19 protein-coding genes and 1 pseudogene are annotated in these 26531 nt (G+C 72.9%); 5 read left to right on the top strand and 15 right to left on the bottom strand.

Annotated features, from left to right (window positions below; translation table 11 throughout):
• Window positions 1-273: 273 nt before the first annotated feature.
• The 9 genes from ACFVVL_RS34585 to eccD all read right to left on the bottom strand — a co-directional run bounded on the left by ACFVVL_RS34585 (window position 274) and on the right by eccD (window position 11349).
• Window positions 274-1959, bottom strand: coding sequence for a ribonuclease J (locus tag ACFVVL_RS34585; protein ID WP_380292312.1), 1686 nt, complete (start codon window positions 1957-1959; stop codon window positions 274-276).
• A 170-nt stretch (window positions 1960-2129) separates the two neighbouring features.
• Window positions 2130-3029: a 4-hydroxy-tetrahydrodipicolinate synthase gene (gene dapA, locus ACFVVL_RS34580; protein WP_380292310.1), complete on the bottom strand. Its 900-nt coding sequence runs from the start codon at window positions 3027-3029 to the stop codon at window positions 2130-2132.
• Between the two features lie 270 nt (window positions 3030-3299).
• On the bottom strand, window positions 3300-4031 hold the full coding sequence (gene thyX, locus ACFVVL_RS34575; protein ID WP_387682409.1) for an FAD-dependent thymidylate synthase: 732 nt from the start codon (window positions 4029-4031) through the stop codon (window positions 3300-3302).
• Complete coding sequence (locus ACFVVL_RS34570; RefSeq protein WP_380292306.1) at window positions 4028-4513, bottom strand: hypothetical protein; 486 nt, start codon at window positions 4511-4513, stop codon at window positions 4028-4030. The genes thyX and ACFVVL_RS34570 overlap by 4 nt, the downstream gene beginning before the upstream one ends.
• A 7-nt stretch (window positions 4514-4520) precedes the next feature.
• Window positions 4521-5267, bottom strand: a complete 747-nt coding sequence (gene dapB / locus ACFVVL_RS34565) for a 4-hydroxy-tetrahydrodipicolinate reductase (protein WP_380292304.1) — start codon at window positions 5265-5267, stop codon at window positions 4521-4523.
• Window positions 5268-5280: 13 nt separating this feature from the next.
• Window positions 5281-6633: a M16 family metallopeptidase gene (locus ACFVVL_RS34560; RefSeq protein WP_387682405.1), complete on the bottom strand. Its 1353-nt coding sequence runs from the start codon at window positions 6631-6633 to the stop codon at window positions 5281-5283.
• Window positions 6634-6740: 107 nt separating this feature from the next.
• Window positions 6741-8948, bottom strand: a complete 2208-nt coding sequence (locus tag ACFVVL_RS34555) for a polyribonucleotide nucleotidyltransferase (RefSeq protein ID WP_380292300.1) — start codon at window positions 8946-8948, stop codon at window positions 6741-6743.
• 462 nt (window positions 8949-9410) lie between these two features.
• The gene (gene rpsO, locus ACFVVL_RS34550) at window positions 9411-9701 is read right to left on the bottom strand and encodes a 30S ribosomal protein S15 (protein ID WP_209416808.1); all 291 of its coding nucleotides are present in this window, start codon (window positions 9699-9701) and stop codon (window positions 9411-9413) included.
• A gap of 184 nt (window positions 9702-9885) precedes the next feature.
• Entirely contained in the window at window positions 9886-11349 is a 1464-nt protein-coding gene (eccD, locus tag ACFVVL_RS34545) for a type VII secretion integral membrane protein EccD (RefSeq protein WP_387682401.1), read from the bottom strand.
• Window positions 11350-11733: 384 nt separating this feature from the next.
• Between eccD and eccCa the strand changes: the two genes are divergently transcribed.
• Complete coding sequence (gene eccCa / locus ACFVVL_RS34540; protein ID WP_387682398.1) at window positions 11734-15681, top strand: type VII secretion protein EccCa; 3948 nt, start codon at window positions 11734-11736, stop codon at window positions 15679-15681.
• Between the two features lie 471 nt (window positions 15682-16152).
• A complete protein-coding gene (locus tag ACFVVL_RS34535; protein WP_380292294.1) occupies window positions 16153-17568 on the top strand; it encodes an APC family permease in 1416 nt (471 codons plus the stop codon).
• Between the two features lie 81 nt (window positions 17569-17649).
• On the opposite strand, the gene ACFVVL_RS34530 is transcribed toward ACFVVL_RS34535, so the two are convergent.
• From ACFVVL_RS34530 to ACFVVL_RS34505, 6 genes are all read right to left on the bottom strand, one after another.
• Window positions 17650-18918, bottom strand: coding sequence for a hypothetical protein (locus tag ACFVVL_RS34530; protein ID WP_387682395.1), 1269 nt, complete (start codon window positions 18916-18918; stop codon window positions 17650-17652).
• Between the two features lie 76 nt (window positions 18919-18994).
• Window positions 18995-19537, bottom strand: a complete 543-nt coding sequence (locus tag ACFVVL_RS34525; protein WP_380292291.1) for a SigE family RNA polymerase sigma factor — start codon at window positions 19535-19537, stop codon at window positions 18995-18997.
• Between the two features lie 111 nt (window positions 19538-19648).
• Complete coding sequence (mycP, locus tag ACFVVL_RS34520) at window positions 19649-20884, bottom strand: type VII secretion-associated serine protease mycosin (RefSeq protein WP_387682391.1); 1236 nt, start codon at window positions 20882-20884, stop codon at window positions 19649-19651.
• A 90-nt stretch (window positions 20885-20974) separates the two neighbouring features.
• Complete coding sequence (locus tag ACFVVL_RS34515; protein WP_387682388.1) at window positions 20975-21268, bottom strand: WXG100 family type VII secretion target; 294 nt, start codon at window positions 21266-21268, stop codon at window positions 20975-20977.
• Window positions 21269-21345: 77 nt separating this feature from the next.
• Complete coding sequence (locus tag ACFVVL_RS34510) at window positions 21346-21651, bottom strand: WXG100 family type VII secretion target (RefSeq protein ID WP_380292285.1); 306 nt, start codon at window positions 21649-21651, stop codon at window positions 21346-21348.
• Window positions 21652-21894: 243 nt separating this feature from the next.
• Complete coding sequence (locus ACFVVL_RS34505; RefSeq protein WP_387682385.1) at window positions 21895-23571, bottom strand: type VII secretion protein EccB; 1677 nt, start codon at window positions 23569-23571, stop codon at window positions 21895-21897.
• Window positions 23572-23741: 170 nt separating this feature from the next.
• On the opposite strand from ACFVVL_RS34505, the gene eccE reads away from it, so the two are divergent.
• The 3 genes and pseudogenes from eccE to ACFVVL_RS34490 all read left to right on the top strand — a co-directional run.
• A complete protein-coding gene (gene eccE / locus ACFVVL_RS34500) occupies window positions 23742-25157 on the top strand; it encodes a type VII secretion protein EccE (RefSeq protein WP_387682382.1) in 1416 nt (471 codons plus the stop codon).
• Window positions 25157-25930 (top strand): hypothetical protein, encoded by a 774-nt coding sequence (locus ACFVVL_RS34495; protein ID WP_380292279.1) that lies wholly within the window; start codon window positions 25157-25159, stop codon window positions 25928-25930. The genes eccE and ACFVVL_RS34495 overlap by 1 nt, the downstream gene beginning before the upstream one ends.
• Window positions 25931-26080: 150 nt before the next feature.
• Window positions 26081-26531, top strand: a pseudogene (locus ACFVVL_RS34490) (MinD/ParA family protein); the annotation flags it as partial.

Here is a 26531-nt window from a genome sequence, read left to right as displayed (position 1 = left end):
TTCCATCGGGCGGCTTTCACACCGGCCCTCCGGGCGCTTCGTTCTTTCGTGTTTCCAGCTTATCAGATGTTTTCCGCTCCGTTTTCCGGAGTTTCTTTCGTCCGATTCGCTTCGGCCTTTCGGCGCTCCCGAACTCTATCAGAGTTTCTCGGGCCGTTTTCCCGCTCCGTTCTCGAATTTCGTTTCGAGGACTTCGACTGGGGGCCGTCCCGTGGGGCAACCCGGAGAACATTACGCACCGGGTTGCCCCACGTCAAATCAGGCCGGGAGGGCTCAGACCTCGACCACGACCGGGAGGATCATCGGGCGGCGACGGTAGTTGTCGGCCACCCACTTGCCGATGGTCCGGCGGACGAGCTGCTGGACCTGGCGGATCTCCAGGACACCGTCGCTCGCCGAGCGGTCGAGGGCCTCCTGCAGCCTGGCCGCGACCGGGACGAACGCGGCGTCGTCGATGCCGGAGCCGCGGGCCTGGATGGTCGGACCGCCGACGATCTTGCCGTTGGCGGAGTCGACCACCACGAAGCAGGAGATGAAGCCCTCCTCGCCGAGGATCCGGCGGTCCTTGAGCGAGGCCTCGGTGATGTCACCGACCGAGGAGCCGTCGACGTAGACGTAGCCGGCCTGCACCTTGCCGACGATGCGGGCGACACCGTCCTCCAGGTCGACGCAGACGCCGTCCTCCGCGATGACCACCCGGTTGCGCGGGACACCGGTCGCGATGCCGAGGTCGGCCGCGGCCCGCAGGTGGCGCCACTCGCCGTGCACCGGCATGAGGTTGCGCGGCTTGCAGATGTTGAAGAAGTACAGCAGCTCGCCGGCCGAGGCGTGGCCGGAGACGTGCACCTTGGCGTTGCCCTTGTGCACGACCTTGGCGCCCCAGCGGGTCAGGCCGTTGATGACCCGGTAGACGGCGTTCTCGTTGCCCGGGATGAGCGAGGACGCCAGGACGACGGTGTCGCCCTCGACGATGCGGATCTGGTGGTCGCGGTTGGCCATCCGGGACAGCGCGGCCATCGGCTCGCCCTGCGAGCCGGTACAGATCAGCACGACCTCCTTGTCCGGCAGGTCGTCCAGCTGCTTGACGTCGACGACCATGTTGCCGGGGACCTTCAGGTACCCGAGGTCGCGGGCGATGCCCATGTTGCGGACCATCGAGCGGCCGACGAAGGCGACCTTGCGCTTGTACTCGTGCGCGGCGTCCAGCACCTGCTGGATGCGGTGCACGTGGCTGGCGAACGAGGCCACGATGATGCGCTTCTCGGCGTTCGCGAAAACGTTTCGCAGCGCGGCCGAGATGTCCCGCTCGTGCGGGATGAAGCCGGGGACCTCGGCGTTGGTGGAGTCCACCAGCAGCAGGTCCATGCCCTCCTCCGCCAGCTTGGCGAAGGTCGGCAGGTCGGTGAGCCGGCCGTCGAGCGGCAGCTGGTCCATCTTGAAGTCACCGGTGGCGACGACCATGCCGGCGGGCGTGCGCACGGCGACGGCCAGCGCGTCCGGGATGGAGTGGTTGACCGCGATGAACTGGCAGTCGAAGGGGCCGATCCGCTCGCGGTCGCCCTCGGCGACCTCCAGCACGTACGGGCGGATGCGGTGCTCGGCGAGCTTGGCCTCGATCAGCGCGAGGGTGAGCTTCGACCCGATCAGCGGGATGTCCGGGTTCTCCCGGAGCAGGAACGGGACGGCGCCGATGTGGTCCTCGTGGCCGTGCGTGAGGACGATGCCGTCGATCTTGTCGAGGCGGTCCCGGATGTAGCTGAAGTCCGGGAGGATCAGGTCGACGCCGGGCTGCTCGTCCTCGGGGAAGAGGACGCCGCAGTCGACGATGAGAATGCGGTCCCCGTATTCGAAGACCGTCATGTTGCGGCCGATCTCGCCGAGACCGCCGAGCGGGGTGATGCGCAGGGCGCCCGCCTTCAGGGCCGGCGGCGCGCCGAGTTCGGGATGCGGGTGGCTCAAAAGACTCTCCTCACGACGCACGCCATATGTCCGGGGTCCTCCCCCGCGAGACATATGGCGTGCGTTCTCAGTGTCGTTTTCCTACCAGGTCGGTGCTCTCGCGCCTTCGGTCCGGTCCAGCGGCGGGCCCGTGAGGGTCCGGCGAGCCGGGGCGCGCACGTCTGTGTCTGTTAGAGGTCTACCCCGCCGTCGGCGAGATCCTTCTTCAGTTGGGCGATCTCCTCGGGAGTCGCGCCGACCAGGGGCAGCCGCAGCGGGCCGGCGGGCAGGCCCTGGAGCCCGAGCGCGGCCTTGGCGAGGATGACGCCCTGGGTGCGGAAGATACCGGTGAACACCGGCAGCAGGCGCTGGTGGACCGCCGTGGCCTTGGCCACATCGCCGGCCAGGTAGGCCTCGACCATGGTCCGCAGCTCGCCGGCGACCACATGACCGACCACGCTGACGACACCGACGGCTCCGACCGACAGCAGCGGCAGGTTGAGGATGTCGTCACCGGAGTACCAGGCGAGGTCGGAGCGGGCGATGGCCCAGGCGGCGGCGCCGAGGTCGCCCTTGGCGTCCTTGTTGGCGACGATCCGCGGGTGTTCGCCCAGCCGGACCAGCGTCTCGTGGCTCAGCGCGACGCCGCTGCGACCGGGGATGTCGTACAGCATGACCGGCAGCCCGGTGGCGTCGGCGATCTCCACGGTGTGCCGGTACAGGCCCTCCTGCGGGGGCTTGCTGTAGTACGGCGTGACCGCCAGCAGGCCGTGCGCGCCGGCCGCCTCGGCCTGGCGGGCCAGCTCCACGCTGTGACGGGTGTCGTTGGTGCCGACCCCGGCCACCACGTGGGCCCGGTCCCCGACCGCCTCCACCACGGCGCGGACGAGCTGGGCCTTCTCGGCGTCACTGGTGGTCGGGGACTCCCCGGTGGTGCCGTTGACGACGAGGCCGTCGTTGCCGGAGTCGACGAGGTGCGCGGCGAGGCGCTGGGCGCCGTCGAGGTCGAGGCCGCCGTCGGCGGTGAACGGTGTCACCATCGCGGTCAGGACCCGCCCGAAGGGCGTCTGGGGGGTGGAGGTCGGAGCCATGCGTCCAAAACTACTCGTAGGCGGTGGGGCGGCACCCAGGCCGGTCCACGGTTCGGACGGCCGCGGCGGTGGGCCCGGCTGCGAAGCGGCCGCGCAGCGCCTCCGCGGAGGCGGTTCCAGCGGTTCCAGCAGCGGGGACGTGGGATTCCGGTGCTGCGTGCTCGGGGGTTCAAGCAGCACCGGAATCCGTGTTCACGAGCGTAGGGAGAGGTCAGATAGGCCGCAATCCAGACATGCCAGACACTCTCCCCGGATGCCCGTCGCCGCAGGTCAGGGGGCGACCCGGCCGTGCTTCTCGAAGGCCGCATGGGTGAGCGGCATGAGCTCGGCCCACTGCTCCTCCATCCGCTCGGCGACCATCTCGATCTCGCGCTGCGGGAACGACGGCACCGCCGAGTTCTCCCGCTTGGTGCGCAGCGACAGGAAGTGCATCAGCGAGCGGGCGTTGCAGGTCGCGTACATCGACGAGTAGAGCCCGACCGGCAGCACCGCACGGGCGACCTCGCGGGCCACGCCGGCCTCCAGCATCTCCTGGTAGCGCCCGTACGCCTCGCGGTAGGCGGCCTCCATCGAGGCGGTGACGGTCGCGTGCTGCTCGGGGGTGCCCTCGACGAACTCGTAGCGGCCCGGCCGGCCCTGCTGGACCAGCCGGCGCTCCTCGGCCGGCACGTAGAAGACCGGCTGCAGCTCGCGGTAGCGGCCCGACTCCTCGTTGTACGACCAGCCGCTGCGGTGGCGGTGGAACTCGCGGAAGACGAAGATCGGCGCGCTGATGAAGAAGGTCATCGAGTTGTGCTCGAAGGGCGTGCCGTGCCGGTCCCGCATCAGGAAGTTGATCAGGCCCTTGGACTTCTCCGGGTCCTGCTGGAGCGCCTCCAGGGACTGCTCGCCCGCCGTCGAGACCCGGGCCGCCCAGATGACGTCCGAGTCGTCGGCGGCACTGCGGACCAGGTCCACGGTGACGTCGCCGCGGAACCGGGGGGCCGTCGTGTCGTCGCTCACGCGCTACTCCTCGCAGGCTTGTTGGTGGTGGTGCCGGTGGTGCCGGTGGTGCGGTGCAGCCGGATCGCGTGCTGCATGGTCTTGCGGGCGCGCGGCACGTCGCCGGCGTCGGCGTAGGCGACCGCCAGGCGGAAGAAGACCCGCCAGTCGCCGGGGGCGGCCTCGGCCTCGGCCTTGCGGCGGGCGAACACCTCGTCGGCCGAGGCGCGGTCGATCCGCCCGCCCTCGGTGCGCTTCAGCTCGTCGACGGGCAGACCGCCCTCGGCCTCCAGCTCACGGGCGAGCCGCTCGCTGTCCCGGCCGAAGCGGACCGTCTGGCGCAGGAACCAGAGGCCGATGACCGGGACGACGAAGGCGCACAGGCCCAGGCCGATGCCGAGCGGCTTGCCGGTCGCGATCAGCTGGACGCCCTCGCCGACGCAGATCAGCGCGACCAGCGCCAGCACGCCGGCGAGGACGAAGAAACCGGTACGGGAGGTCATGCCGGGCTCACAGGTCCAGGAAGTGTTCGAGGCCCAGGGTGAGCCCGGGCGTCTCCACGACCTTGCGCACGCCGAGCAGGATGCCCGGCATGAAGCTGCTGTGGTGCAGCGAGTCGTGCCGGATGGTGAGGGTCTCGCCGGTGTCGCCGAACATCACCTGCTGGTGGGCGAGCAGGCCGCGCAGCCGCACCGAGTGCACCGGCACCCCGTCGACGTCGGCGCCGCGGGCGCCGGGCAGGCTGTGGGTGGTCGGGTCCTGCTGCGGCGGCCGGCCGGCCTCCGCGCGGGCGGCGGCGATCAGCTGGGCGGTGCGGGCGGCGGTGCCGCTGGGGGCGTCCGCCTTGCCGTCGTGGTGCATCTCGACGACCTCGACCGACTCGAAGTACCTCGCGGCGATCTGCGAGAACTTCATGCCGAGGATCGCGCCGATCGAGAAGTTCGGCGCGATCAGCAGGCCGAGCTCCGGCGCCTCGTCGAGCAGGCCGCGCACGGTGGCCAGCCGCTCGTCGGTCCAGCCGGTGGTGCCGGTGACCACGTGGATCCCGTGGCGCAGGCAGTGGTCGAGGTTGCCCATCACCGCGTCCGGATGGGTCAGCTCGACGGCCACCTGGGCGCCGGCCCGGGTCAGCTCCGCCAGGTCGGACCCGCGGCCGAGGGCGGCGACCAGCTCCAGGTCGGGGGCGGCCTCCACGGCCTTGACCGCCTCCGAGCCGATCCGTCCCTTGGCGCCGATCACGGCGACACGCAGCGTCATAGCGAAAGTCCTCTCACACCAGCAGGTCGGCGAGCTTCGCGGCCCGCTTGTCGTTGACCGGACCGATCAGCGCCAGCGACGGCCGGTACGCGCCCAGCACATCACGGGCGACCTCGTGGACGTCCTCCAGGGTCACCGCCGCGATCTTCCCCAGCATGTCGTCGACCGACAGGTGGTGGCCGTAGCTGAGCTCGGCCTTGCCGATGCGGTTCATCAGCGAGCCGGTGTCCTCCATGCCGAGCACGGTGGAGCCGGAGATCTGGCCGATCGCGCGCTGCAGCTCCTCCTCGGTGATGCCCTCGGCGACCACCTTGGCGAGCTCCTCGCGGCAGATCCGCAACACCTCCTCGACCCGCTTGGGCTGGCAGCCGGCGTAGATGCCGAACAGGCCGCTGTCCGCGTAGGAGGAGGAGTACGAGTACACCGAGTACGCCAGGCCGCGCTTCTCCCGGACCTCCTGGAACAGCCGGGAGCTCATGCCGCCGCCGAGGGCCGCGTTGAGCACGCCCATCGCCCAGCGGCGCTCGTCGTGCCGGGGCACGCCGGGCACGCCCAGCACCAGGTGGGCCTGCTCGGTGGCCCGGTTGAGCACCTCGACCCGGCCCGCGGTCCGCAGCGCCTTCACGCCGCGCCGGGGCTCGGCGGGGGCGGCGTCGGACTTGGCGAGCAGCGGCGCGAAGGCCCGCTCGACCTGCCGGACGACCTTGCGGTGGTCCAGGTTGCCGGCCGCGGCGACGACCAGGTGCTCGGGCCGGTAGCGGCGGTGGAAGAAGTTCGCGATCTGGTCGCGGCTGAGCCCCCGGACGGTCTCCTGGGTGCCGAGGATCGGCCGGCCGAGCGGGCCGTTGCCGAAGATCACCTTGGCGAAGAGGTCGTGGACGACGTCACCCGGGTCGTCCTCGGCCATCGCCATCTCTTCGAGGATGACGCCGCGCTCGGCCTCGACGTCCTCGGGGCGGATCAGCGAGCCGGTGAGCATGTCGCAGACCACGTCGATGGCCAGCGGCAGGTCGGTGTCGAGCACCCGCGCGTAGTAGCAGGTGTTCTCCTTGGCGGTGAAGGCGTTCATCTCGCCGCCGACCGCGTCCAGGGCGGCCGAGATGTCCAGCGCGCTGCGCCGCTCGGTGCCCTTGAAGAGCAGGTGCTCCAGGTAGTGCGTGGCGCCGTTGAGCTGCGGGGTCTCGTCCCGCGAGCCGACGCCGACCCAGATGCCGAAGGTCGCGGAGCGCACCGTCGGCAGGGTCTCGGTGACGACGCGCAGGCCGCCGGGGAGGACGGTGCGGCGCACGGTTCCGGCGCCGTCCGCGCCCTTCAGCAGGGTCCGGGTCGTGCCGGGGCGCTGCGTCGCCGCCGAGGCCTGGGCCACGGGGGTACCTCCGTAGAAAAAAGCGGTCCGTCGGGAGCGCGGGACAACAGGGTGCGGCCCGCACGCCGCTGGGGGCGTGCGGGCCGCTGGGTTCAGCTAGCGGCGCTTCACTCGGAAGCGGCCTCGGCGTTCTCCTCGCCCTCGATGACCGGGATCAGCGAGAGCTTGCCGCGCGGGTCGATCTCGGCGATCTCGACCTGCACCTTGGCGCCGACGCCGAGGACGTCCTCGACGTTCTCCACGCGCTTGCCGCCGGCGAGCTTGCGGATCTGCGAGATGTGCAGCAGACCGTCCTTGCCCGGCATGAGCGAGACGAAGGCACCGAAGGTCGTGGTCTTGACCACGGTGCCCAGGTAGCGCTCGCCGACCTCCGGCATGGTCGGGTTGGCGATCTGGTTGATCGTGGTGCGGGCGGCCTCGGCGGCCGGGCCGTCGGCGGCACCGATGTAGATGGTGCCGTCGTCCTCGATCGTGATCTCGGCGCCGGTGTCCTCCTGGATCTGGTTGATCATCTTGCCCTTGGGGCCGATGACCTCGCCGATCTTGTCCACCGGGATCTTGATGGTGATGATGCGCGGCGCGTTCGGGGACATCTCGTCCGGGGAGTCGATGGCCTCGTTCATCACGTCGAGGATGTGCAGGCGGGCGTCGCGGGCCTGCTTCAGCGCGGCGGCCAGCACCGACGCCGGGATGCCGTTGAGCTTGGTGTCCAGCTGCAGGGCGGTGATGAAGTTGCGGGTACCGGCGACCTTGAAGTCCATGTCGCCGTACGCGTCCTCGGCACCGAGGATGTCGGTGAGGGTCACGTAGTGGGTCTCACCGTCGATCTCCTGGGAGATCAGGCCCATGGCGATGCCGGCGACGGCGGCCTTCAGCGGCACACCGGCGTTCAGCAGCGACATGGTGGAGGCGCAGACCGAGCCCATCGAGGTGGAGCCGTTGGAGCCGAGCGCCTCGGAGACCTGGCGGATGGCGTACGGGAACTCCTCGCGGGTCGGCAGCACCGGCAGGATGGCCCGCTCGGCCAGCGCGCCGTGGCCGATCTCGCGGCGCTTCGGCGAACCGACGCGGCCGGTCTCGCCGACCGAGTACGGCGGGAAGTTGTAGTTGTGCATGTAGCGGCGGCGGGTCTCCGGGGAGAGCGTGTCCAGCTGCTGCTCCATGCGGAGCATGTTCAGCGTGGTGACACCCAGGATCTGGGTCTCGCCGCGCTCGAACAGGGCCGAGCCGTGCACCCGCGGGATGGCCTCGACCTCGGCGGCCAGGGTGCGGATGTCGGTGACGCCGCGGCCGTCGATGCGGACCTTGTCCTTGATGACGCGCTCGCGGACGATCTTCTTGGTCAGCGCGTTGTAGGCGGCGCTGATCTCCTTCTCGCGGCCCTCGAACTCGGGCAGCAGCTTCTCGGCGGCCAGCGCCTTGACGCGGTCCAGCTCGTTGTTGCGCTCCTGCTTGCCCGCGATGGTCAGGGCCTGGGCGAGCTCGTCCTTGACGGCGGCGGTCAGCGCGGCGAGCACGTCGTCCTGGTAGTCCAGGAAGACCGGGAACTCGCCGGTCGGCTTGGCGGCCTGGGCGGCCAGCTGCGACTGCGCGGCGCACAGGACCTTGATGAACGGCTTCGCGGCCTCCAGGCCGGAGGCGACGATCTCCTCGGTCGGCGCGTCGGCGCCGCCCTCGACCAGCTTGATGGTCTTGTCGGTGGCCTCGGCCTCGACCATCATGATCGCGACGTCGCCGTCCGGCAGGACGCGGCCGGCCACGACCATGTCGAAGACGGCCGACTCCAGCTCGCTGTGGGTCGGGAAGGCGACCCACTGGCCGTTGATCAGCGCGACGCGCACGCCGCCGATCGGGCCGGAGAACGGCAGGCCCGCCAGCTGGGTGGAGGCGGAGGCGGCGTTGATGGCCACCACGTCGTACAGGTGGTCCGGGTTCAGCGCCATCACGGTGACGACGACCTGGACCTCGTTGCGCAGGCCCTTGACGAAGGACGGGCGCAGCGGGCGGTCGATCAGGCGGCAGGTGAGGATCGCGTCCTCGGAGGGCCGGCCCTCACGACGGAAGAACGAGCCGGGGATGCGGCCGGCGGCGTACATCCGCTCCTCGACGTCCACCGTCAGCGGGAAGAAGTCGAAGTGCTCCTTCGGCTGCTTGGACGCGCTGGTGGCCGACAGCACCATGGTGTCGTCGTCCAGGTAGGCGACGGCGGAGCCGGCCGCCTGACGGGCCAGACGGCCGGTCTCGAAGCGGATGGTACGGGTGCCGAAGGAACCGTTGTCGATCACGGCCTCGGCGTAGAACACGTTCTCTTCCACCTGGAAGATCTCCTCTTTCGTACGTCTTCCGGGAGAGCGTCCCCGCGCATCGCCTGCGTGTTGACCCTGGACGGTCGGGCCGGTCTTCGATCGAAGCCTCCGGTGCACCCCGCTTCGATGGGCGGGGCCTCCGGCGGCCACTACCGAGGACCGGCGCCTCTCGGCCGGCCGGGTCCGGACGGGCGGTCCGCGTCTGGACGCTCTCTCGGATGCGGGCGGCTTCCGTTTGAAGCCTTCGTCCCGCGGGGGTCGGGTTCTGCTGCCTGGTGGCGCGCTTGCGGCGCCATCACCCGGCATGCCCACAACCCTACGGTGCAATCCTCGGCCACCTGGGGAGGTGCGCGCGAGTTGTTATGCACGGTCGTTGCGTTCGGACGCCCCGGTGGGCGCCCCGGCCGTACCGCCGCGGCATACGCGCGAGGGGCGGCTCCCCGGTGTGGGGAGCCGCCCCGAGCGGCGTTCTCAGCGGGCGCCGCCGGCGGCACCGCGGCGGATGCCCAGGCGGTCGACGAGCGTACGGAAGCGCTCGATGTCCTTCTTGGCCAGGTACTGCAGCAGACGACGGCGCTGGCCGACCAGGATCAGCAGGCCGCGGCGCGAGTGGTGGTCGTGCTTGTGCGACTTGAGGTGCTCGGTCAGGTCCGAGATGCGGCGGGAGAGCATGGCCACCTGGACCTCGGGGGAGCCGGTGTCGCCCTCCTTCTGGCCGAACTCGGCGATGATCTGCTTCTTCACGTCAGAGGCGAGAGCCACTGCAACTCCTTCGAGGTGATACCGAGCGGTCCTGGTCTACGGCACAGGACTCTGGGAGAACTCGGTGTCGTGACGAGCACGGCCGCCGGTCCTCGCCCCACCCGGGGGCGGACACACGGCTGCGCTCGGAGGCCAAGCGTACCAGTGCCTCCGGCACCGCCGTCGGGCGGCCCCGGCGGGCCGGTCAGCCGGTGGCGCCGCGGACCAGCCGGTAGACGTCGAGGACGGCCAGCACCAGCGGCACCAGCGACATCAGGGTGAGGCTGTCGAGCAGGTCCAGGATGCGCCCCCAGAACGGGGAGACGCCCAGCCGCGGCACCACCAGGGCGATCGCGGTGAGCACCGCGGCGCCGAAGGCGATCGAGGCGGCCAGCCAGACGGTGCGCAGGTCGGCGTCGGTGGAGCCGATCCCGGCCCGCAGCACGAACTGCGGGGTGTGCAGGGAGAGGCCGACGATCAGCAGGGACAGACCGAACAGGCCGGCGACGGTGAGGCTGAAGACCTGCGCGCTGTAGCGGAACAGCCGGGCGCGGAGCATGGTGGCCAGGCCGAGGACCAGGGCGAGCAGTTCGGGGAAGGTCTCGTCGGTGAAGCCGAGCACCGCGCAGGCGCCGACGATCACCGCGGCGCAGCCGCCGACCAGGCCGACCAGCACCTCGTGGCCGCGGCGGGCCTGGTGGGCGATCCGCTCGTACTGGACGAGTTCGGCGCGGGCGGCGTCCTCGTCGTGGTCGCGGCCGCGGGCCCGGGTCTGGCCGGGGGCGCTGTAGCCGACGGGCAGCCGGGCGAAGCGGGCGGACAGGCCGGGCAGGAAGCCGATCGCGGCGACGGCGGCGACGCCGGTGACGGCGGCGATGTGGTCGGCCGGGGTGCCGGGCAGCAGCACGGCGGCGAAGGTGGCCAGCGCGCCCGCCGCGGCCAGGAAGGCGGCGGCGACGAACAGCGAGTCCTTCTCGGGCAGCAGGCCGACCAGCAGGACGGCGACCACCAGGACGGCGACGCAGCCGGTGAGGAACTGCAGCCGGCCGGGGCCGTCCAGCGGGCCACCGGTGGGGGCGAGCACGCCGCTGCCGGCGATCAGGGCGTGGGGCAGGGCGCCGAGGCCGAGCGCGAGGCCGGCCCAGGCGTCCCGGTAGACCCGGGCGCGGACGCCGGCGAGGGCGGTGAGCACGACGGCGACGACGCCGGAGATCACCCCGGGCAGGCCGTGCATGTCGTGGCGCAGGTCGGCGAACCAGAGCGCGAAGCCGAGCAGGGTGAGCAGCACGCCGGTGCCGATGAGGCCGAAGGCGCGCATCAGCTCGGGGCCCCAGAACCGGCGGTCGGTCTCGCCGGCGGTGGCGATGGCGTCGGCGACGTCGTCGTAGACGGCGGGCGGCAGCGACTCGGCGAACGGGCGCAGGCTGAGCAGGTCGCCGTCGCGCACCTGCTGGGCGGCGAGCGAGCGGCTGCCGTCGAGCACGGTGCCGTCGCGGCGGACCAGGTGGAAGCCGGTGGGGACGCCGTCGGGCTGGGTCTGGCCGGAGAGGCGCAGCACCTCGGGGTAGACGTCCGCGAGCGGGACGTCCTCGGGCAGGGCGACGTCGATCCGGCTGTCCGGGGCGACGACGGTGACCCGGCAGAAGCCGGTCGTGGCGGGCGTCGTCATGCCCGCACCTCGTTCGCTCGACGCACTGGGCGCTCCCCCTTGATGACGGTGCCGCGGTACCGGCGGCTGGTCGGTCTGGCTGACGCGCCGGCGCCGGCCGGGCGGAACCGGCCCGGCGGGGCCACGAGTTGGCGCGGCGTTACCCTACCCGCTCGGTTCGTGTCCGGCCCCGTGGAGGGCGGGCGGCCCCGCGGGGCCGGGGTCCCAGTAGGATCGGCCCCCTGCGCAGGGCGGCGGGGGCGGCGCGCGTCTCCCCGGGTGCCTGCGGTCGGCGGAGCGGGGGCGGCGTCACACGGGGCGCCCTCACCCGTACGTATCCAGTGGCGTGAGGGCTGATGCCGTGGTGATCGAGCGAAGCGTTCGTGGTCGGGGGGTGGGGCGCGCATGGGCGTGATCACCGTCAAGCGGCCGCCCCGGGCCTATCCGCCCGCGGTGCCGGACGAGCCGGTGGAGATGGTCCCCCCGCCCGAGCTGCCCCGGTCGGGCGGCGAGGACTGGGTGATGAGCATCCTGCCGATGCTCGGCATGGGCGGATCGGCGGTGTTCTTCTTCTCGCCGGGCGCCCAGGCGCCGATGAAGATCATGGGCGGTCTGATGATCGTCTCGACGGTCGGCATGGCGCTCGCCCAGATCGTCCGGGCCCGCAAGGGCGGTTCCTCGGCCACCGCGGACGAACGGCGCGACTACCTCAAGTACCTGCAGCAGATGCGCCGTCAGGTGCGCCGGACCGCCGAGCGCCAGCGCGGCGCCCAGCTGTTCCTGAACCCCGAGCCGGACCAGCTCTGGTCGATCGTCGCGGACGGCCGCCGGCTCTGGGAACGGCGCTCCGGGGACGGCGACTTCGCGCAGATACGGGTCGGCCGCGGACCGGTGCAGCTGTCCACCCCGCTGGTGGCGCCGCAGACCGCGCCGATGGACGAGCTGGAGCCGCTGTCGGCGGCCGCGATGCAGACCTTCCTGAAGGCCCACGGCACCCTCCAGGACCTGCCGTTGGCGATCTCGCTGCGCGCCTTCTACCACATCACGGTCTGCGGGGACCCGGACACCGTCTACGGCAACGTCCGGGCGATGATCGCCCAGTTGACCACCCTGCACTCGCCGGACGACCTGCTGATCACGGTGGCGGCCGCGCCCGGCGCGGTGGACGAGTGGGAGTGGACCAAGTGGCTCCCGCACAACCAGCACCGCAAGGAGAGCGACGGCGCCGGTTCGCGCCGGCTGATCGCCACCGGCCTCGGCGAGCTGGAACTGCTGCTGCAGGACGAGCTCGCCGGCCGTCAGCGGTTCGTCCGGGACGCCGCGCCGGCGCCCGACCAGCCGCACGTCGTCGTCGTGATGGACGGCGCCTCGGTGCCGCACGACTCGCTGCTGGCCGGTGCGGAGGGCGTGCACGGGGTGACCATCGTCGAGGTGGTCCCGGGCGACCTGGACGAGCCGTCCGGGCACCTGGTCGTCACGGTCTCGCCCGACGAGCTGGTGCTGCGCTCGGCCTCCGGCGCCACCTACGCCGGCACCCCGGACACCCTGTCCGCGTGGCAGTCCGAGGCGCTCGCCCGGCAGCTGGCGCCGTACCGGGCCTCGGCCGGCGGCGACGACGAACCGCTGCTGTCCAACCTGGACTTCACCGACCTGATGAACTCCGGCGACCCGGGCTCCTTCGACGTCACCCGCAGCTGGCGGCAGCGGGCCCAGCACGAGCGGCTGCGGGTGCCGATCGGTGTCGGGGCCGGCGGCGAGCACGTGTACCTGGACATCAAGGAGGCCGCGCTGGAGGGCATGGGCCCGCACGGCCTGTGCGTCGGCGCGACCGGCTCCGGCAAGTCCGAGCTGTTGCGCACCCTGGTGCTGGGCCTCGCGATGACGCACTCCTCGGAGACGCTGAACTTCGTGCTCGCCGACTTCAAGGGCGGCGCGACCTTCGCGGGCATGGCGGACATGCCGCACACCTCCGCGGTGATCACCAACCTGGAGGGCCAGCTCACCCTGGTCGACCGCATGCGGGACGCCATCGAGGGCGAGCTCAACCGGCGCCAGGAGCTGCTGCACCGGGCCGGCAACTACGCGAACATCCACGAGTACGAGCGGGCCCGGGCGGCCGGCGCGGCGCTGGACCCGCTGCCGTCGCTGGTGCTCATCATCGACGAGTTCTCCGAACTCCTCACCGCCAAGCCCGACTTCATCGACATGTTCATCCAGATCGGCCGGATCGGCCGGTCCCTCGGGGTGCACCTGCTGCTGGCCTCGCAGCGTCTGGAGGAGGGCAAGCTGCGCGGGCTGGACACCTACCTCTCCTACCGGATCGGTCTGCGCACCTTCTCGGCGGCCGAGTCGCGGGCGGCGATCGGCGTCCCGGACGCGTACCACCTGCCGCCGGTGCCGGGCGTCGGCTACCTGAAGTTCGGCACCGACGTGATGGAGCGGTTCAAGGCGGCGTACGTCTCCGGGCCGTACCGGGCGCCGGGGCAGCAGCGGTCGACCGGCGGCCGGCTGGTGACCGCGCGGCCGGTGCGGTTCACCGCGGCCGAGGTGCCGGTGACCGAGCCGCTGGTGCAGGAGGTCGAGCCGATCGCCGAGGAGCCGGACGACGCCCTGGCGGACACCGTGCTCGACGTGTTCGTGCAGCGGATGACGGGCCAGGGCCCGGCCGCGCACCAGGTGTGGCTGCCGCCGCTGGACGCCCCGCCGAGCGTGGACCAGCTGCTGCCGCCGCTCCAGGCGACCGCCGAGCGCGGCCTGACCGCGCCGCAGTACGGGGCGCTGGGCCGGCTGCGGGTGCCGGTCGGCATCGTCGACAAGCCGCGCGACCAGAAGCGCGACATCCTCGACCACGACTACTCGGCGGCGGCCGGTCACGGCCTGGTGGTCGGCGGTCCGCGCTCCGGCAAGTCGACGGTGATCCGCACCACGGTGGCCTCGTTCGCGCTCACCCACACCCCGCTGGAGGTGCAGTTCTACCTGCTGGACTTCGGCGGTGGCGGCTTCCAGTCGCTCCAGGAGCTGCCGCAGGTCGGCGGGGTGGCCGGGCGGCTGGACGCCGAGAAGGTGCGCCGGATGGTCTCCGAGGTGCACGGCGTGCTGAACCGCCGCGAGGAGCTGTTCCGCGCCACGGGGATCGACTCGATCGGCACCTACCGGGCCCGCCGGGCCTCCGGCGCGCTGCCGGAGGAGCAGTTCGGCGACGTCTTCCTGGTGATCGACGGCTGGAACACCTTCAAGCAGGAGTTCGAGGCGCTGGAGCCGGTCATCGGCGACATCGCCCAGCGGGGCCTGGGCTACGGCGTCCACCTGATCGTCACCGCGGCCCGGTACGCGGAGGTCCGCCCGGCGCTCAAGGACCTGCTGCAGAACCGGACCGAGCTGAAGCTCGGCGACTCCATGGAGTCCGAGGTGGACCGCCGGGTGGCGCAGAACGTGCCGGCCGTCCCGGGCCGCGGCGTCACCGCGGACCGGCTGCACTTCCTCACCGGTCTGCCCCGCCTCGACGGCTCCGGCTCGGTGGAGGACCTGCAGAACGGCGTGGCCGGGCTGGTCTCGGCGGTCGCCGGGGCGTGGACGGGCCCGCGTGCGCCGCAGGTGCGGATGCTGCCGGCGGTGCTGGACGGACACGCGCTGCCGAAGGGCTTCGAGCACCCGGAGCGGGGCGTCGCGTTCGGCGTGGACGAGGCGGAGCTGGCGCCGGCCTTCGTCAACTTCGAGACCGACCCGCTGTTCATCGTCTTCGGCGACACCGAGTCCGGGAAGTCCGCGCTGCTGCGGATGCTCGTCAAGCAGATCACCGAGCGCTACACCCCGGACCAGGCCGGCATCGTGGTCGGCGACTACCGGCGGGCGCTGCTCGGCGTCGTCCCGCCGGAGTACCTGGTGGAGTACGCGGCCGCGCAGCCGGCCATGTCGAGCGTGGTCGAGATGCTGCGCGGGGCCTGCGCGCGCCGGCTGCCCGGGCCGGACGTGACCGCCGAGCAGTTGCGCAACCGCAGCTGGTACAGCGGCAAGGACATGTTCGTGGTGGTCGACGACTACGAGCTGGTGGCGACCTCCTCGGGCAACCCGCTGGCGGCGCTCGCGGAGTTCCTGCCGTTCGCGCGGGACATCGGCCTGCGGGTGATCGTCGCGCGCAGCGCGGGCGGCGCCGGGCGCTCGCTGTACGAGCCGTTCATGCAGCGGATGCGCGAGCTGGGCGGCCAGGGCGTGCTGCTGTCCGGCAACCGGGACGAGGGCCCGCTGCTGGGCACCGTCAAGCCGCAGGCGCTGCCGCCGGGCCGGGGCGTGTTCGTCTCGCGCCGGGTGACCAGCGGGCAGATGGTGCAGACGGGCTGGCTGCCGGCGCCGTAGCGGCCGGTCTCTCGTGACGCAGCGTGTTCGAAGGGGTCGGGTCCTCGGATCCGGCCCCTTCCGGCATCCCGGGTGCTGAAACGTTACCTAGATCTTTCCGCCGGGGGGCTGCGGTTCCCGTACCCGGACCGGGGCTTGACGGGGCCGTCGAGGCCTCCGGCCGACCTGCGCCCGCATCCGGACAGCACCTTGGAATGCGCGCACGTAAACCGCCGTTCACCTTGGATTCCAGCGCGATGAAGCGAAAGTAACAAGTCGGACATGCATAGTGATGACGATCAGTGATCATCGGATCGCATGTTTATGCGCTTCACGGCAACGGATTCCGAAGCCCTTTCGCGATTGACTCGATCATTCCGGCCAAGGTTCCATGGCGGCCCGGGAGCGACAGGACCAGACACCGAGCCAGTCAGCCAGCGGAGGCGATACCGCTCCCTCTCCAGGACCAGCACAGAGCCGATCGGATGCCTCATGACCGACACGCTTCGCCCGCCCGCCCCCGCGGCCTCCGCCGCGGCCGTCGCAGGCGCGCCCGGCGCCCCGCAGCAGCAGCTCAAGCGCTCGATCGGCGTCGTCGGCGGCACGCTGCTCACGCTGTCCTGCGTCACCCCGGCCTCCACGCTCTTCGTGATCGTCCCGGAGCTGTTCTCCAGCATCGGCAGCGCCACCGCGCTCGCCATCGCGATCGGCTCGGTGCTCTGCATCGCGGTCGCCTTCTGCTACTCCGAGCTCGGCACCCTGATCCCCAGCGCCGGCGGCGAGTACGCGATGGTCGGCACCCTGGCCGGACGCCTGGCCGGCTGGCTGGTCTTCGTGCTCTCGCTGATCGTGGTGATGATCGTCCCCTCGGTCATCGCCCTCGGCACCGCCGACTACCTCGCCCCCGTGCTGCACGTCGACAAGCCCCTGGCCGGCGCGGCGGTGATGCTCGCCGCCACCCTGGCCGGCCTGCTGGACCTGCGCGCCAACGCCTGGATCACCGGCATCTTCCTGGTCCTGGAGGTCGTCGCGGCCGGCGTGGTGTCGGTGCTCGGCTTCGCCCACGCCAACGGCGGGGCGCCCAGCATGCTGCACGGCGTGGTCACCGGCGAGGACGGCGTCACCACCACGGTGAGCATCGGCGCGATCATCGGCGCCCTCGGCATCGCGCTCTTCATCACCCAGGGCTTCTCCACCGCCGTCTACCTCTCCGAGGAGCTGGAGAACCCGCGCCGCAACGTCTCCCGCACCGTGCTGTGGACGCTGGGGATCTCCGCCGCGATCCTGCTCGTCCCGGTCGCCGCCATCACCATGGGCGCCCCCGACCTGGCGACGCTGAGCTCCGGCGACATCTCCGGCATGGTCACCGCCTGGAGCAACTCCGCGGTCGGCACCTTCATCAGCCTCTGCGTCGCGCTGGCCATCATCAACGCCGGCATCGTCATGGTCATCCAGAACTCCCGGGTGCTGTTCGCCTCGGCCCGCGACAAGGCGTGGCCCGGCCCGGTCAACAAGGCCTTCGGCACCCTGGGCCGGTTCGGCTCCCCGTGGATCGCCACCCTGGCCGTCGGCCTGCCGGGCGCCGCGCTCTGCTACGTCAAGGGCGAGCTGCTCAGCGAGATCACCGGCGTCGCCGTCACCGGGATGTACCTGCTGGTCGCGATCGCCGCGCTGCTCTCCCGCCGCAAGCACCACAAGCACGCCGCCGCCTGGCGGATGCCGCTGTGGCCGGCCGTCCCGGTGGTGCTGATCGTGGTCCTCGGCTACGTCATCACCCAGCTGGACGTGGTCCCGCTGCTGTGGACCGGCGGCATCACCGCCGTCGCCACCCTCTACTGGCTGTTCTACCTGCGCCCCCGCCAGGACACCCACTGGGTGATCAGCCTCCCCGAGGACCAGCAGGCCTGATCCTCCCCCCGAACCCTCCCCCTCCCCCACACGGCAGTGCCCCGGGCTCCCCCTGGCCCGGGGCACTGCCGCGTCCGCGGGCTACCGCTTGAGCTTCCACTCCGGGCTGGCCGCGATCGCCTTCAGCTGCTCGACGGTCAGCGCCGGCGCGGTGCGGGTGGACGCGGCGCCCTGGGCACCGCTGCTGTAGGCGCTGACCGCCACCCGCAGGCCGTCCGGGTGCAGCGCCTCGGCCGTCCACTTCACCGGGTTGCCCGGCTGCTTGCGGAACTTCACCTGGGTCCCGTCGGGCGTGGTCTCCGACCCCCCGAACGGCTCGGTGTGCCGCGGCCCGCTCCAGTCGTCGACGTTGAGCTCCACCAGCGACCTGCCCCTGCCGTCGTTCACCACGAGGCTCGCGAAGGCATCGCCGCCGTCGGCCTCGCTCCGCTTGAGCCCGGCCGGGAGCAGCTCGGCGACGGTCGCGAGGATCTCCTGCCCGCCGTACGGGCCGCCGGTGCCGTCCGGCCCGTACGGCTCCGCCAGGGCGGCGACCACCCGGTCCCAGAACCCGTCGGTGACGACCGCCCTGAGCTGCTCGGGGCTCAGCGGCGGGGTGGCCCGGGAGACCGGCACCCCCTTGCGCTGCGGGGCGTTCCACTCGCTCAGCTCGATCAGCCGGCCGTCCTCGCCGGTCAGCCTGGCCGACCACCACTTGGTGTCGCCCCGGGGGCGCGGCTGCTCGTAGCCCTGGAACAGGGTCAGCGCGCCACCGCCCGGCAGCGGGGTCGTGGTGCAGGCGTCGTAGGGGACCAGCTTCCGGTCGGGGCAGCCGCTGTCCGCCCGGCGCGGGTCGTTCCCGGCGACCCTGGCCACCGAGACGGTGATCATGGCCTTGCCCCTGCCGTCGTCGAGGACCAGCGAGGCCCCGGGGCTCCCGCCGCCGCCGGGCCGGCCGTCGTCGCCGGTTCCGGACGCCTCGGCCTCGCCGACCTGGCCCTCGGGCAGCATCGCCCGGAAGGCGGCGAGCAGTTCCTCGCCGCCGACCGCCGCGGCACCGGAGGCGGCGCTGGGGGCCGCCGTGGACGGCCCGGGGGCGGGGGCGCCGGAGTCCGGGGCACTGCCGCTCGCCGCCGGGGCCGGGCCCGAGGCGGCCGGGGAGCCACCGGTGAGGTACACGGCGCCGGCACCCACCAGGGTCAGCGCGGCCGCGCCGCCCACCGCGGCGAGGGCCGAGCGGCGGCGCCAGCGGCGGCGGCCGCGGGCCAGTCCGCCGGCCGCGAGCCCGGCCGGGCCCTGCGGGTGGAAGGCCTCGCCCGTGCGGGTCATCGCGCGGAGCAGATCATCCTCGAAGCTGTCGGAGGCCGACATGCGTGATCACCGTTTCCTTCGGTCACGGGACAGGGGCCGGTGGCGGACCCCCGCAGCGGGCGGTCGGGTCGTGCCGTCAGCGGGCCGTCAGTTCGGCCAGCGAGTCGCCGAGCCGCCCGCGCAACCGCGCCAGCGCCCGGGAGGTCCGGGTGCGGACCGCGCCCGAGGACAGCCTCAGCACCTCGGCGGTCTCCTCGACGCTGCGGTCCTCCCAGTAGCGCAGCACCAGCACCGCCCGGTCCTGGACGGACAGCCCGCCGAGCGCGTCGAGCAGGGTGAGCCGCAGCGCCCCGTCCGCCTCGTGGCCCGCGGACTCGGGCAGCCGGTCGGTGGGGTGCTCACCGCTGGACCGGCGGCGCTTCTGGGCGAGGAACACCCGCACCATCACGGTGTGCGCGTAGGCGCCGGGGTTGTCGACCCGGTGGCGCCCGCCGGTCCACGCCTTGCGGCGCCACAGCACGTACATCCGGCCGAGGGCCTCCTGGACGAGGTCCTCGGCCCCGTGGGTGTCCCCGCCGGTGAGCAGGCAGGCCGAGCGGTACAACCGTCCGGTGTGTCCCGAGACGAGTTCCAGGAACTCCGCGTCCTTCGCCGCGCGTGCGCCAGCGCTCCGGCCCATCCCCCCACGCCCTCCCCGATCACCGCCGTCGACACTCCTTCGATGCGGTGACCGGGGCCGGATGTTACAGCCGGGCCCGGAGTTCTTCCCGGCGCCCGGCCGGGGCCCCCGTCAGGTGCGCCGGCGGTGGTCGCGGAGCACCACGCCGCCGCCGATCAGCAGGGCGACCAGCAGGGCGCCGATGCCCAGCACGTAGGTCGCGGTGCGGCCGTCGCGGTCGGCCTGGGTCTCGCCGAGGCCGAGCGGGCGCGGCACGATCGACGCGGAGGCCAGCTCGACCGGCGGGTCCTCCACCGGGCGGTCGGCCGGTGCGGCGGGCGCGGTGGTCACCGCCTTCACCGGGTCGACCACGCCCCAGCCGATGTACTCGTTCGCCTTGCGGTCGGTGCGCTGCGCGGTCTGCTCGATCCAGGCCCGCACCTGGCCGGGCTTCCAGTCCGGGTGCGCGCCGACCAGCAGCGCCGCCAGCCCGGAGACGTACGGCGCGGCGAAGCTGGTGCCGTTGTCGACGCACTGCCCGGCGCGCGGGACGGTGGAGAGCATGTCGACGCCGGGGGCCGCGACGTCCACGAAGTCGCCGTACTGGGAGAAGTAGGTGCGCTCGTTGTTGCGGTCGGAGGCGCCGACGGCGAGCACCGTGCGGAACGCCGCCGGATAGGTGTCGCCCTTCTGGCCGTCGTTGCCGGAGGAGGCGACCACCACCACCCCGCGGCTCTCCGCGTTGTCGATCGCGGCCTTCAGCTCCTCGTAGCCGACGAACCGGGTGTCACCGGCGCCGCGCACGTCCTGGGAGATGTTGATGACCTTGGCGCCCTGCTGGACCGCCGAGTTGACGGCCGCGACCAGCGAGTGCACGTCACCGTTGCCCTCGGCGTCGTTCTGCCGGATCGACAGGACCGTGGCGCCCGGGGCGATCCCGACGAAGCCGGTCCGCTCGCTGCGGGCGGCCGCGATGATGCCCGCGACCTTGGTGCCGTGGCCGACCCGGTCGTCCTTGCCGCCGCCCTCGACCTGCTTGCCCTCCTTGTCCTTGAGCAGCGAACCGCCGTCGAGGACCTTGTTGGCGAGCTGCGGGTTCTGGTCGTCCACCCCGGTGTCGATGACCGCGACCAGCACCCCGGCGCCGGTGACCGTGCCGCCCTGCCAGAGCTCGTCCAGCACCATCCGCTGGAGCGACCACGGCACGGTCTGCACGTCCTGGGCGTTCTTGCCGCACTCCCCCGCGGCCGAGATGCCCGGCCCGTCCGCCGCCGCCGGCACCGTCAGCGGGCCGCCCAGCAGCGCGAGCGCGGCCGCCGCCGCGGCCGCCGTCCGGTACCTGACCACCGGCACCCTGCCACCCCTCATGTCGTCCACCTGGTTGCACGCTCGCGCGCCAAAGGCGGGTGCCCGCGAGGGGGCACCCGCCCTACGGCGCGCCGGGTCCGGCGCGAGCCGTCAGCCGGTCCAGAGGGTGGCGTTGCGGCTCTCGGTGTTGTGGTAGCTGGTGGCCGCGTCGTCCAGCGACTTGGCGATCTGCTCCAGCACCAGCTGCAGGTGCCCGGCACGATCGTCCCACTTGGTCTGGTGGGCCTGGTAGCCCTGCTGGGCGGCGCCCTCCCAGCTCGCGGCGATCTTGGTGACGCCGCCCTTCAGCTCCTCCAGCTGCGCCTTGATGGTCTGCGCGGTCCGGCGGACCTCCGCGCTGGCGCTCTTGATGGTCTCGAAGTTGACGAGAATGTGGTCGGCCACGATGTCTCCTAGTCGAGGCTGCGCGGCACCCCGTCACCCGGGGTGCGCGTCGCGGGGTGAACGGACGGAGCCGAGGCTCAGGCGCCGGCGGCGGCGGAACCGAAGATCGCCTGCTGGTCGGCGTCGGCCTGCGAGTACTTCTGGGTCGTGAGCTCGATCGCGTCCTTGATGGCGCGCAGCGACTTGTTCAGCTCCTGGGCGTCCGTGTTGAACTGGCCCTGGAGGTTGGTGTACGCCGTCGCGGCCTGGCCCTGCCAACCGCTGGTGATGGAACCCACCAGGTTGTTGAGGCCGTTGATCTCGGTGTTGATCTTGTTGATGACCTCGTCCATGTGCTTGGCGAACGCCAGCATCTCCTGAGCGGTCGTCTTGAACTGACCCATGCTCTACCGTCCCCCATGAGACAGACCTCGTGGCCGGGGGTCGCTTTCCGGCCCCCGGGCATCACCGGTGTGATGTCCTGCAGCACTGTAGTCGGCACACGCAGCTCACCCAACACCGGGCGACGGGCAGTTACCAAGCCATGACATCGAGACCAATTCCTTTGCGCCGCCCGGGCAGAGGCTCCCCGGACGCTCCGTCACCCGGCCGGGCGCCGCGCCGTCGGCCGGGCGTCCGGCCGGCGGTCAGACGTTCTGCTGCTGCGCCGCGCTCTTCGCGTTGAGCGCCGGGCCGACCGGGACCAGGTTCGACCACTGCTGCGGCACCAGCGCCGGCTGGAGGCCCTGGTAGCCGAGCCTGGCCTGGTTGCCGCCCGCCTCCTCGGGCTGCGGCGGCCCGGACGGCGTCGCGCTCGGCGCGGCGGGGGTCTTCGCCGCCCCGCCCTGGCCGGCCGGCTGTCCCGGCTGGGCCGGCGCGGTGGTCTGGCCGCCCTTGCCGCCCTCGCTGCTGGCCGGCACCGCGTAGCGCAGCCCGGTCTCGGTGATGAGGAAGTCGGTGCCGGAGCCCTCCGCGGCGTTGTCCAGCGCCCGGTAGAAGAGGCCGTGACCCGGCGTCACATGGGCGGTGGCCGTGCCGTTGCTGTAGCGCACCGGGTAGTCGGGGCCGGCCCAGACGCTGCGCTTCGGCGTCCGGCCGTCCTCCGCCACCCCGTCGAAGGTGCTGCAGACCACCGGACGCGCGTCCTTCGGCGCCTTCCAGTTGTTGGCCGGGGCGCCCGTGGCCACTGGCCAGTCGGCGGCGCCCTCGGCCATCAGCGGCACGTCGCTGTTGACCAGGGCGTGCTCGGCCGGGGTCAGCTCGTCGACCCGCGGGGTCCGGTTGGCGTCCTGGTTGTACAGCGGCTGCAACAGCGGGTTCTGCCGGATGAGTTCCGCCTGGAACGGGGTGATCAGCAGCAGCCGGTCCTTGCCCACCACGTAGTGCTTGTCGCCGAACCTGACCAGCCGGCCGATCTTGCGGTCCTCCGGGTTCTGCAGCGGTACGGAGGAGTTGGCGGCCTTGGTGTCCGGCACCAGGCCGTCGATCCTCGGGAAGACGATGTCGCTGCCCGGCACCAGGGTCTCCAGCCAGTCCTTCTTCACCTTCTGCGGGACGGCGGTCGGCCCGAAGACCGCGCCCATCAGCTGGGTGCGGGTCGCGTCCGAGTCGCCCTGGCCGCCGATCGCGTGCCGACGGCCCTTGTCGTCCACCAGGAACAGCTTCAGCTTCCCCTGGCCCGCGCCCTGGCCGGAGGCGGCGACCTGCGGGTCGTCCGCCTGCTGCACCAGCAGCGCCTGGCCGACGTCCAGCTTCCGGTCCCTCGCGCCGAGCGCCTCCGCGTCCGCGCCGCCCGCCACGAACACCGCCTGGTCGACGGTGCTGCCCTGCTCGTCGCCCGGGCGGTCGCAGACCGACCACTTCATCGGCCGGCTCGCGTTCTCCTTGCTCGGCAGCTTGTCCGGCGCGTACGGGATGCCGATCGTCGGACCGTGGTTGGGGTAGCGGTCCAGCACGCCGTCGTCGACCACCACGACCTTGGAGTCCACCGGCAGCACCAGCCGCGCCGAGGCCATGTTCAGCACCTGGTGCAGCCGCTTGGTCCTCCCGTCCGGGTCGGTCAGCACCACGTACCGGGTGGTGCTCTGCTTGCCCTGGACGATGTACTTGCCCTCGTCCCAGCCCACCGGTGCGCTCGGCTTGAACACCCCCCAGACGCCGAAGCCGCCGACCACCAGCGCGCCCACGATCACGCTCGGCAGGACCGCCTTGACCGGCCGCGGCGCGTCCTCGTCGCTCCCCCCGCCGCCGGGCAGCAGGAAGGCCGCGACCGTGCGCTTGCGGGCGAAGGTGTAGGCGTTCAGCTCGTCGCGGCGCGATGCCATCCTCGTCGTCTCCCCTGTCGGACCGTCCTGCCCCGTGTCCCGCACCCCCCGGGCGAGAACGCGCTCGAACCCTCTACGATGCGGCAGCAGACGGTGAGTACGGTACGGGTACGGTTCACGCACCGGCCAGCCGGGCCGCGACAACCGAACCAGGAAGGGGCACTCGGGGGATGCCAAGCCAGACCGCTCCAGGACGCCGGAGCACGGCACGGGGCAGTGGTGAACGCCGCCCGGCACGACGCGACCGGGCCGGCGCAGGCGGCTCCCCCGCCCCCGACCGGGCCCCGCGCCGGGACCGCTCCGGCGGCGCCGACGGCCGCGTCGCGGTCCGCGTCCACCCCCGCCCCGGACTGCTCGGCGGCCGGCTGAGGCTCCAGCAGCTCGTGCTGGTCGAGGTCGCGGTGGCGCTGGTCGCGGTCGGCTGGACGATCAGCCGCCCGGTCGCCGCCGGCTTCGGCGCCGTCGCGCTGGTGCTGGTCGTGCTCGCGATCGTGCCGCTGCGCGGGCGCACCATCCCCGAGGCGCTGCGGGTGCGCGCCGCGCTCAAGGCCCGCCGCAAGCGCGCCCGGGCGCACGTCCCGGCACCCGGCACCGACCCGGCGCTCGCCCCCGCCCTGGAACTCGAACCCGCGCTGCGCACCTGCACCCACGCCACCGAGACCGACTTCGGCGGGCGGCCGGTGCGCCGGGAGACCGGCATGGTCGGCGACGGCACCTTCCTCAGCGCCGTGCTGCTCGTCCAGGCCAAGGACCTGCCGCTGCGCCCGGCCCGCACCGCCCGGCCGCTGCCGCTGGACGTGCTCTGCTCCGCGCTGCGGGTCGACGACATCACCCTGGAGTCGGTCCAGCTGGTCCAGCACACCCAGCCGGCGCCCGCCCCGCACCTGCCCGAACAGTCGCTGGCCGCCCGCGCCTACCGGGAGCTCGCCGACGGCACGGCCACCCCCGCGCTGCGGCTCACCTGGGTGGCGCTCAAGCTCGACCCGGAACGGGCGGCCACCGCGGTGCGCGCCCGCGGCGGCGGCGAGCAGGGCGCCCGCAAGGCGCTCCAGCGGGTCACCGACCAGCTCGCCGGGCGGCTGAACAGCGCCGGCTTCAACGTCACGGTGCTCGACGAGCGCGAGCTGATCGCCGCCCTCGCCATCTCCAGCTGCGTCAACCCGCTGGCCACGGCCGGCCGCCAGGGCACCGGCAGCGGCGGCGGCAGCGGACGGCGCACCCAGGAGACCAACCGGTTCTGGCGGGTCGACGACCGCTGGCACAGCACCTACTGGATCTCCCGCTGGCCGCAGCTCGGCCGCCCCGGCGGCGCCCCCGGCCGGATCGCCGTCCCCGACCTGGTCAACCTGGTCACCGGCGCGCCCGCCCTGGCCGGCACCTTCAGTCTGACGGCCGGTCACGGCACCGGAGGCTCGGTGGCCCTCAGCGGCCACGTCCGGGTGACCGGGCGCAGCGAGAGCGAGGCCGTCGACCTCGGCCGGCAGGTGGAGGCCCGGGCGCAGAGCGCCGGACTCGGCCTGGCCCGGCTCGACCTGGAGCAGGCCCCCGGCGTCCTCGCCACACTGCCCCTGGGAGGTGCTTCCTGATGGCGTACCGGACCCACCCCGTCGCCGCCCCGCAGAGCGGCGCGGAGCCGCAGCCCCGGGTCCGGCCCCGGCTGCTGCCCGGCTTCGGGCTGCGCGGCCCGCGCCGGGAGAAGCACGTGCTGACCCTCGCCGAACTGGAGGCGATGTCCTTCCCGGTCGGCGACGACGGCGTGCTGATCGGCGAGGACGTGCACCAGGGACGCCCCGCCGTGCTCGGCCTGTTCCGGCCCAGCGCCCACGACCTGGTGCTGGTCGGCGGCCTCTGGACGGCGCAGGTCATCGCGCTGCGGGCGGCCGCCACCGGCGCGCGGATCGCCGTCGAGACCGCCCGTGCCCACCTGTGGGGCCCGATGGCGCAGGCCGCGGGCGGCGGGCAGCCGTGCGTGACGGTCCACCAGCCCGGGCGGCTCGGCCCGCAGGGCGCCTCGGTCGGCTCCCCGGTGCTGGTGGTGCGCGACCTCGGCGCCCGTCCGCCGCGCAGCCGGCTCTCCGCCACGCCCTGGCAGACCGTGCTGACCCTGGTGCCGCACCTGGGGCCGAACGCCGTGCGGGTGCTCAACGGCGCCGACCTGGTCGGGGTGCAGCGGGTGATGCCGGAGGAGGCCGAACTGATCGGCCGGGTGCTCTCGCTCGGCACCGGCGAGGTGGCCGCACTGCCGTCCCTGTCGGACGATCTGACGCTGTGGACGACCCGGATGAACCGTCAGTACGTGCGGATCGTGGCCGGCCAGGCGGAACAGCAGGTCCTGGGCGGTCCGCGGCGCCTGGACTGACCCCCGGAGGGCCGGCCGCGGGCCGCGCCGGGGCCGTCCGCGGCCCGTCCGGAGTTGCAGCACCGCCTTCAGCCGGGGGTGGCCCACGGCCTAGGCTGTGAGAAGGCAACGGCACCGCGAACAGGCGGCGGCGAACACGAGGGAGCCTAGGTGAGCAGCGATCGGGACGGCGTCTACGTCGGCGACAACGCGGCGGAGGACGACGACGACTGGTCCGACGCGCCCGACTACACTCCCCCGTCCTGGTACGTGCAGACGGACGCCGCGAGTGCCCCGGCGCCGGATCCGGCCGCGGCCGCGCCGGGTGCCCCGGTGACGCCGCCTCCGGGCGGGGCGTCCGCTCCGGCGGAGACGCCGGCGGCCGCGCCGGCACCTGCGCCCGCGCCCGCACCGGTCGTGGCGGCGCCCGCCGTTCAGGCCCCGGCGCCCGTCCAGGCGGCGCCGCAGCCGCAGCCTCAGCCGCAGCCGGTCGAGGCCGTCGCTGCCGCGCCGGTGCCCACGCCCGTTCCCGCCCCCGCGCCCGCACCCGCCGAGCCGTTCGCCGCGCCGCCGGCCGCCGCGCCGCCGGCCGCCGCCGAGGCCGCCCGCCAGCAGGCCGCCG

Origin of the sequence: Kitasatospora sp. NPDC058115 (assembly GCF_042884635.1) — a bacterium.
Lineage (GTDB): Bacteria > Actinomycetota > Actinomycetes > Streptomycetales > Streptomycetaceae > Kitasatospora.
This window is presented reverse-complemented; position numbering and strand designations above follow the sequence as displayed.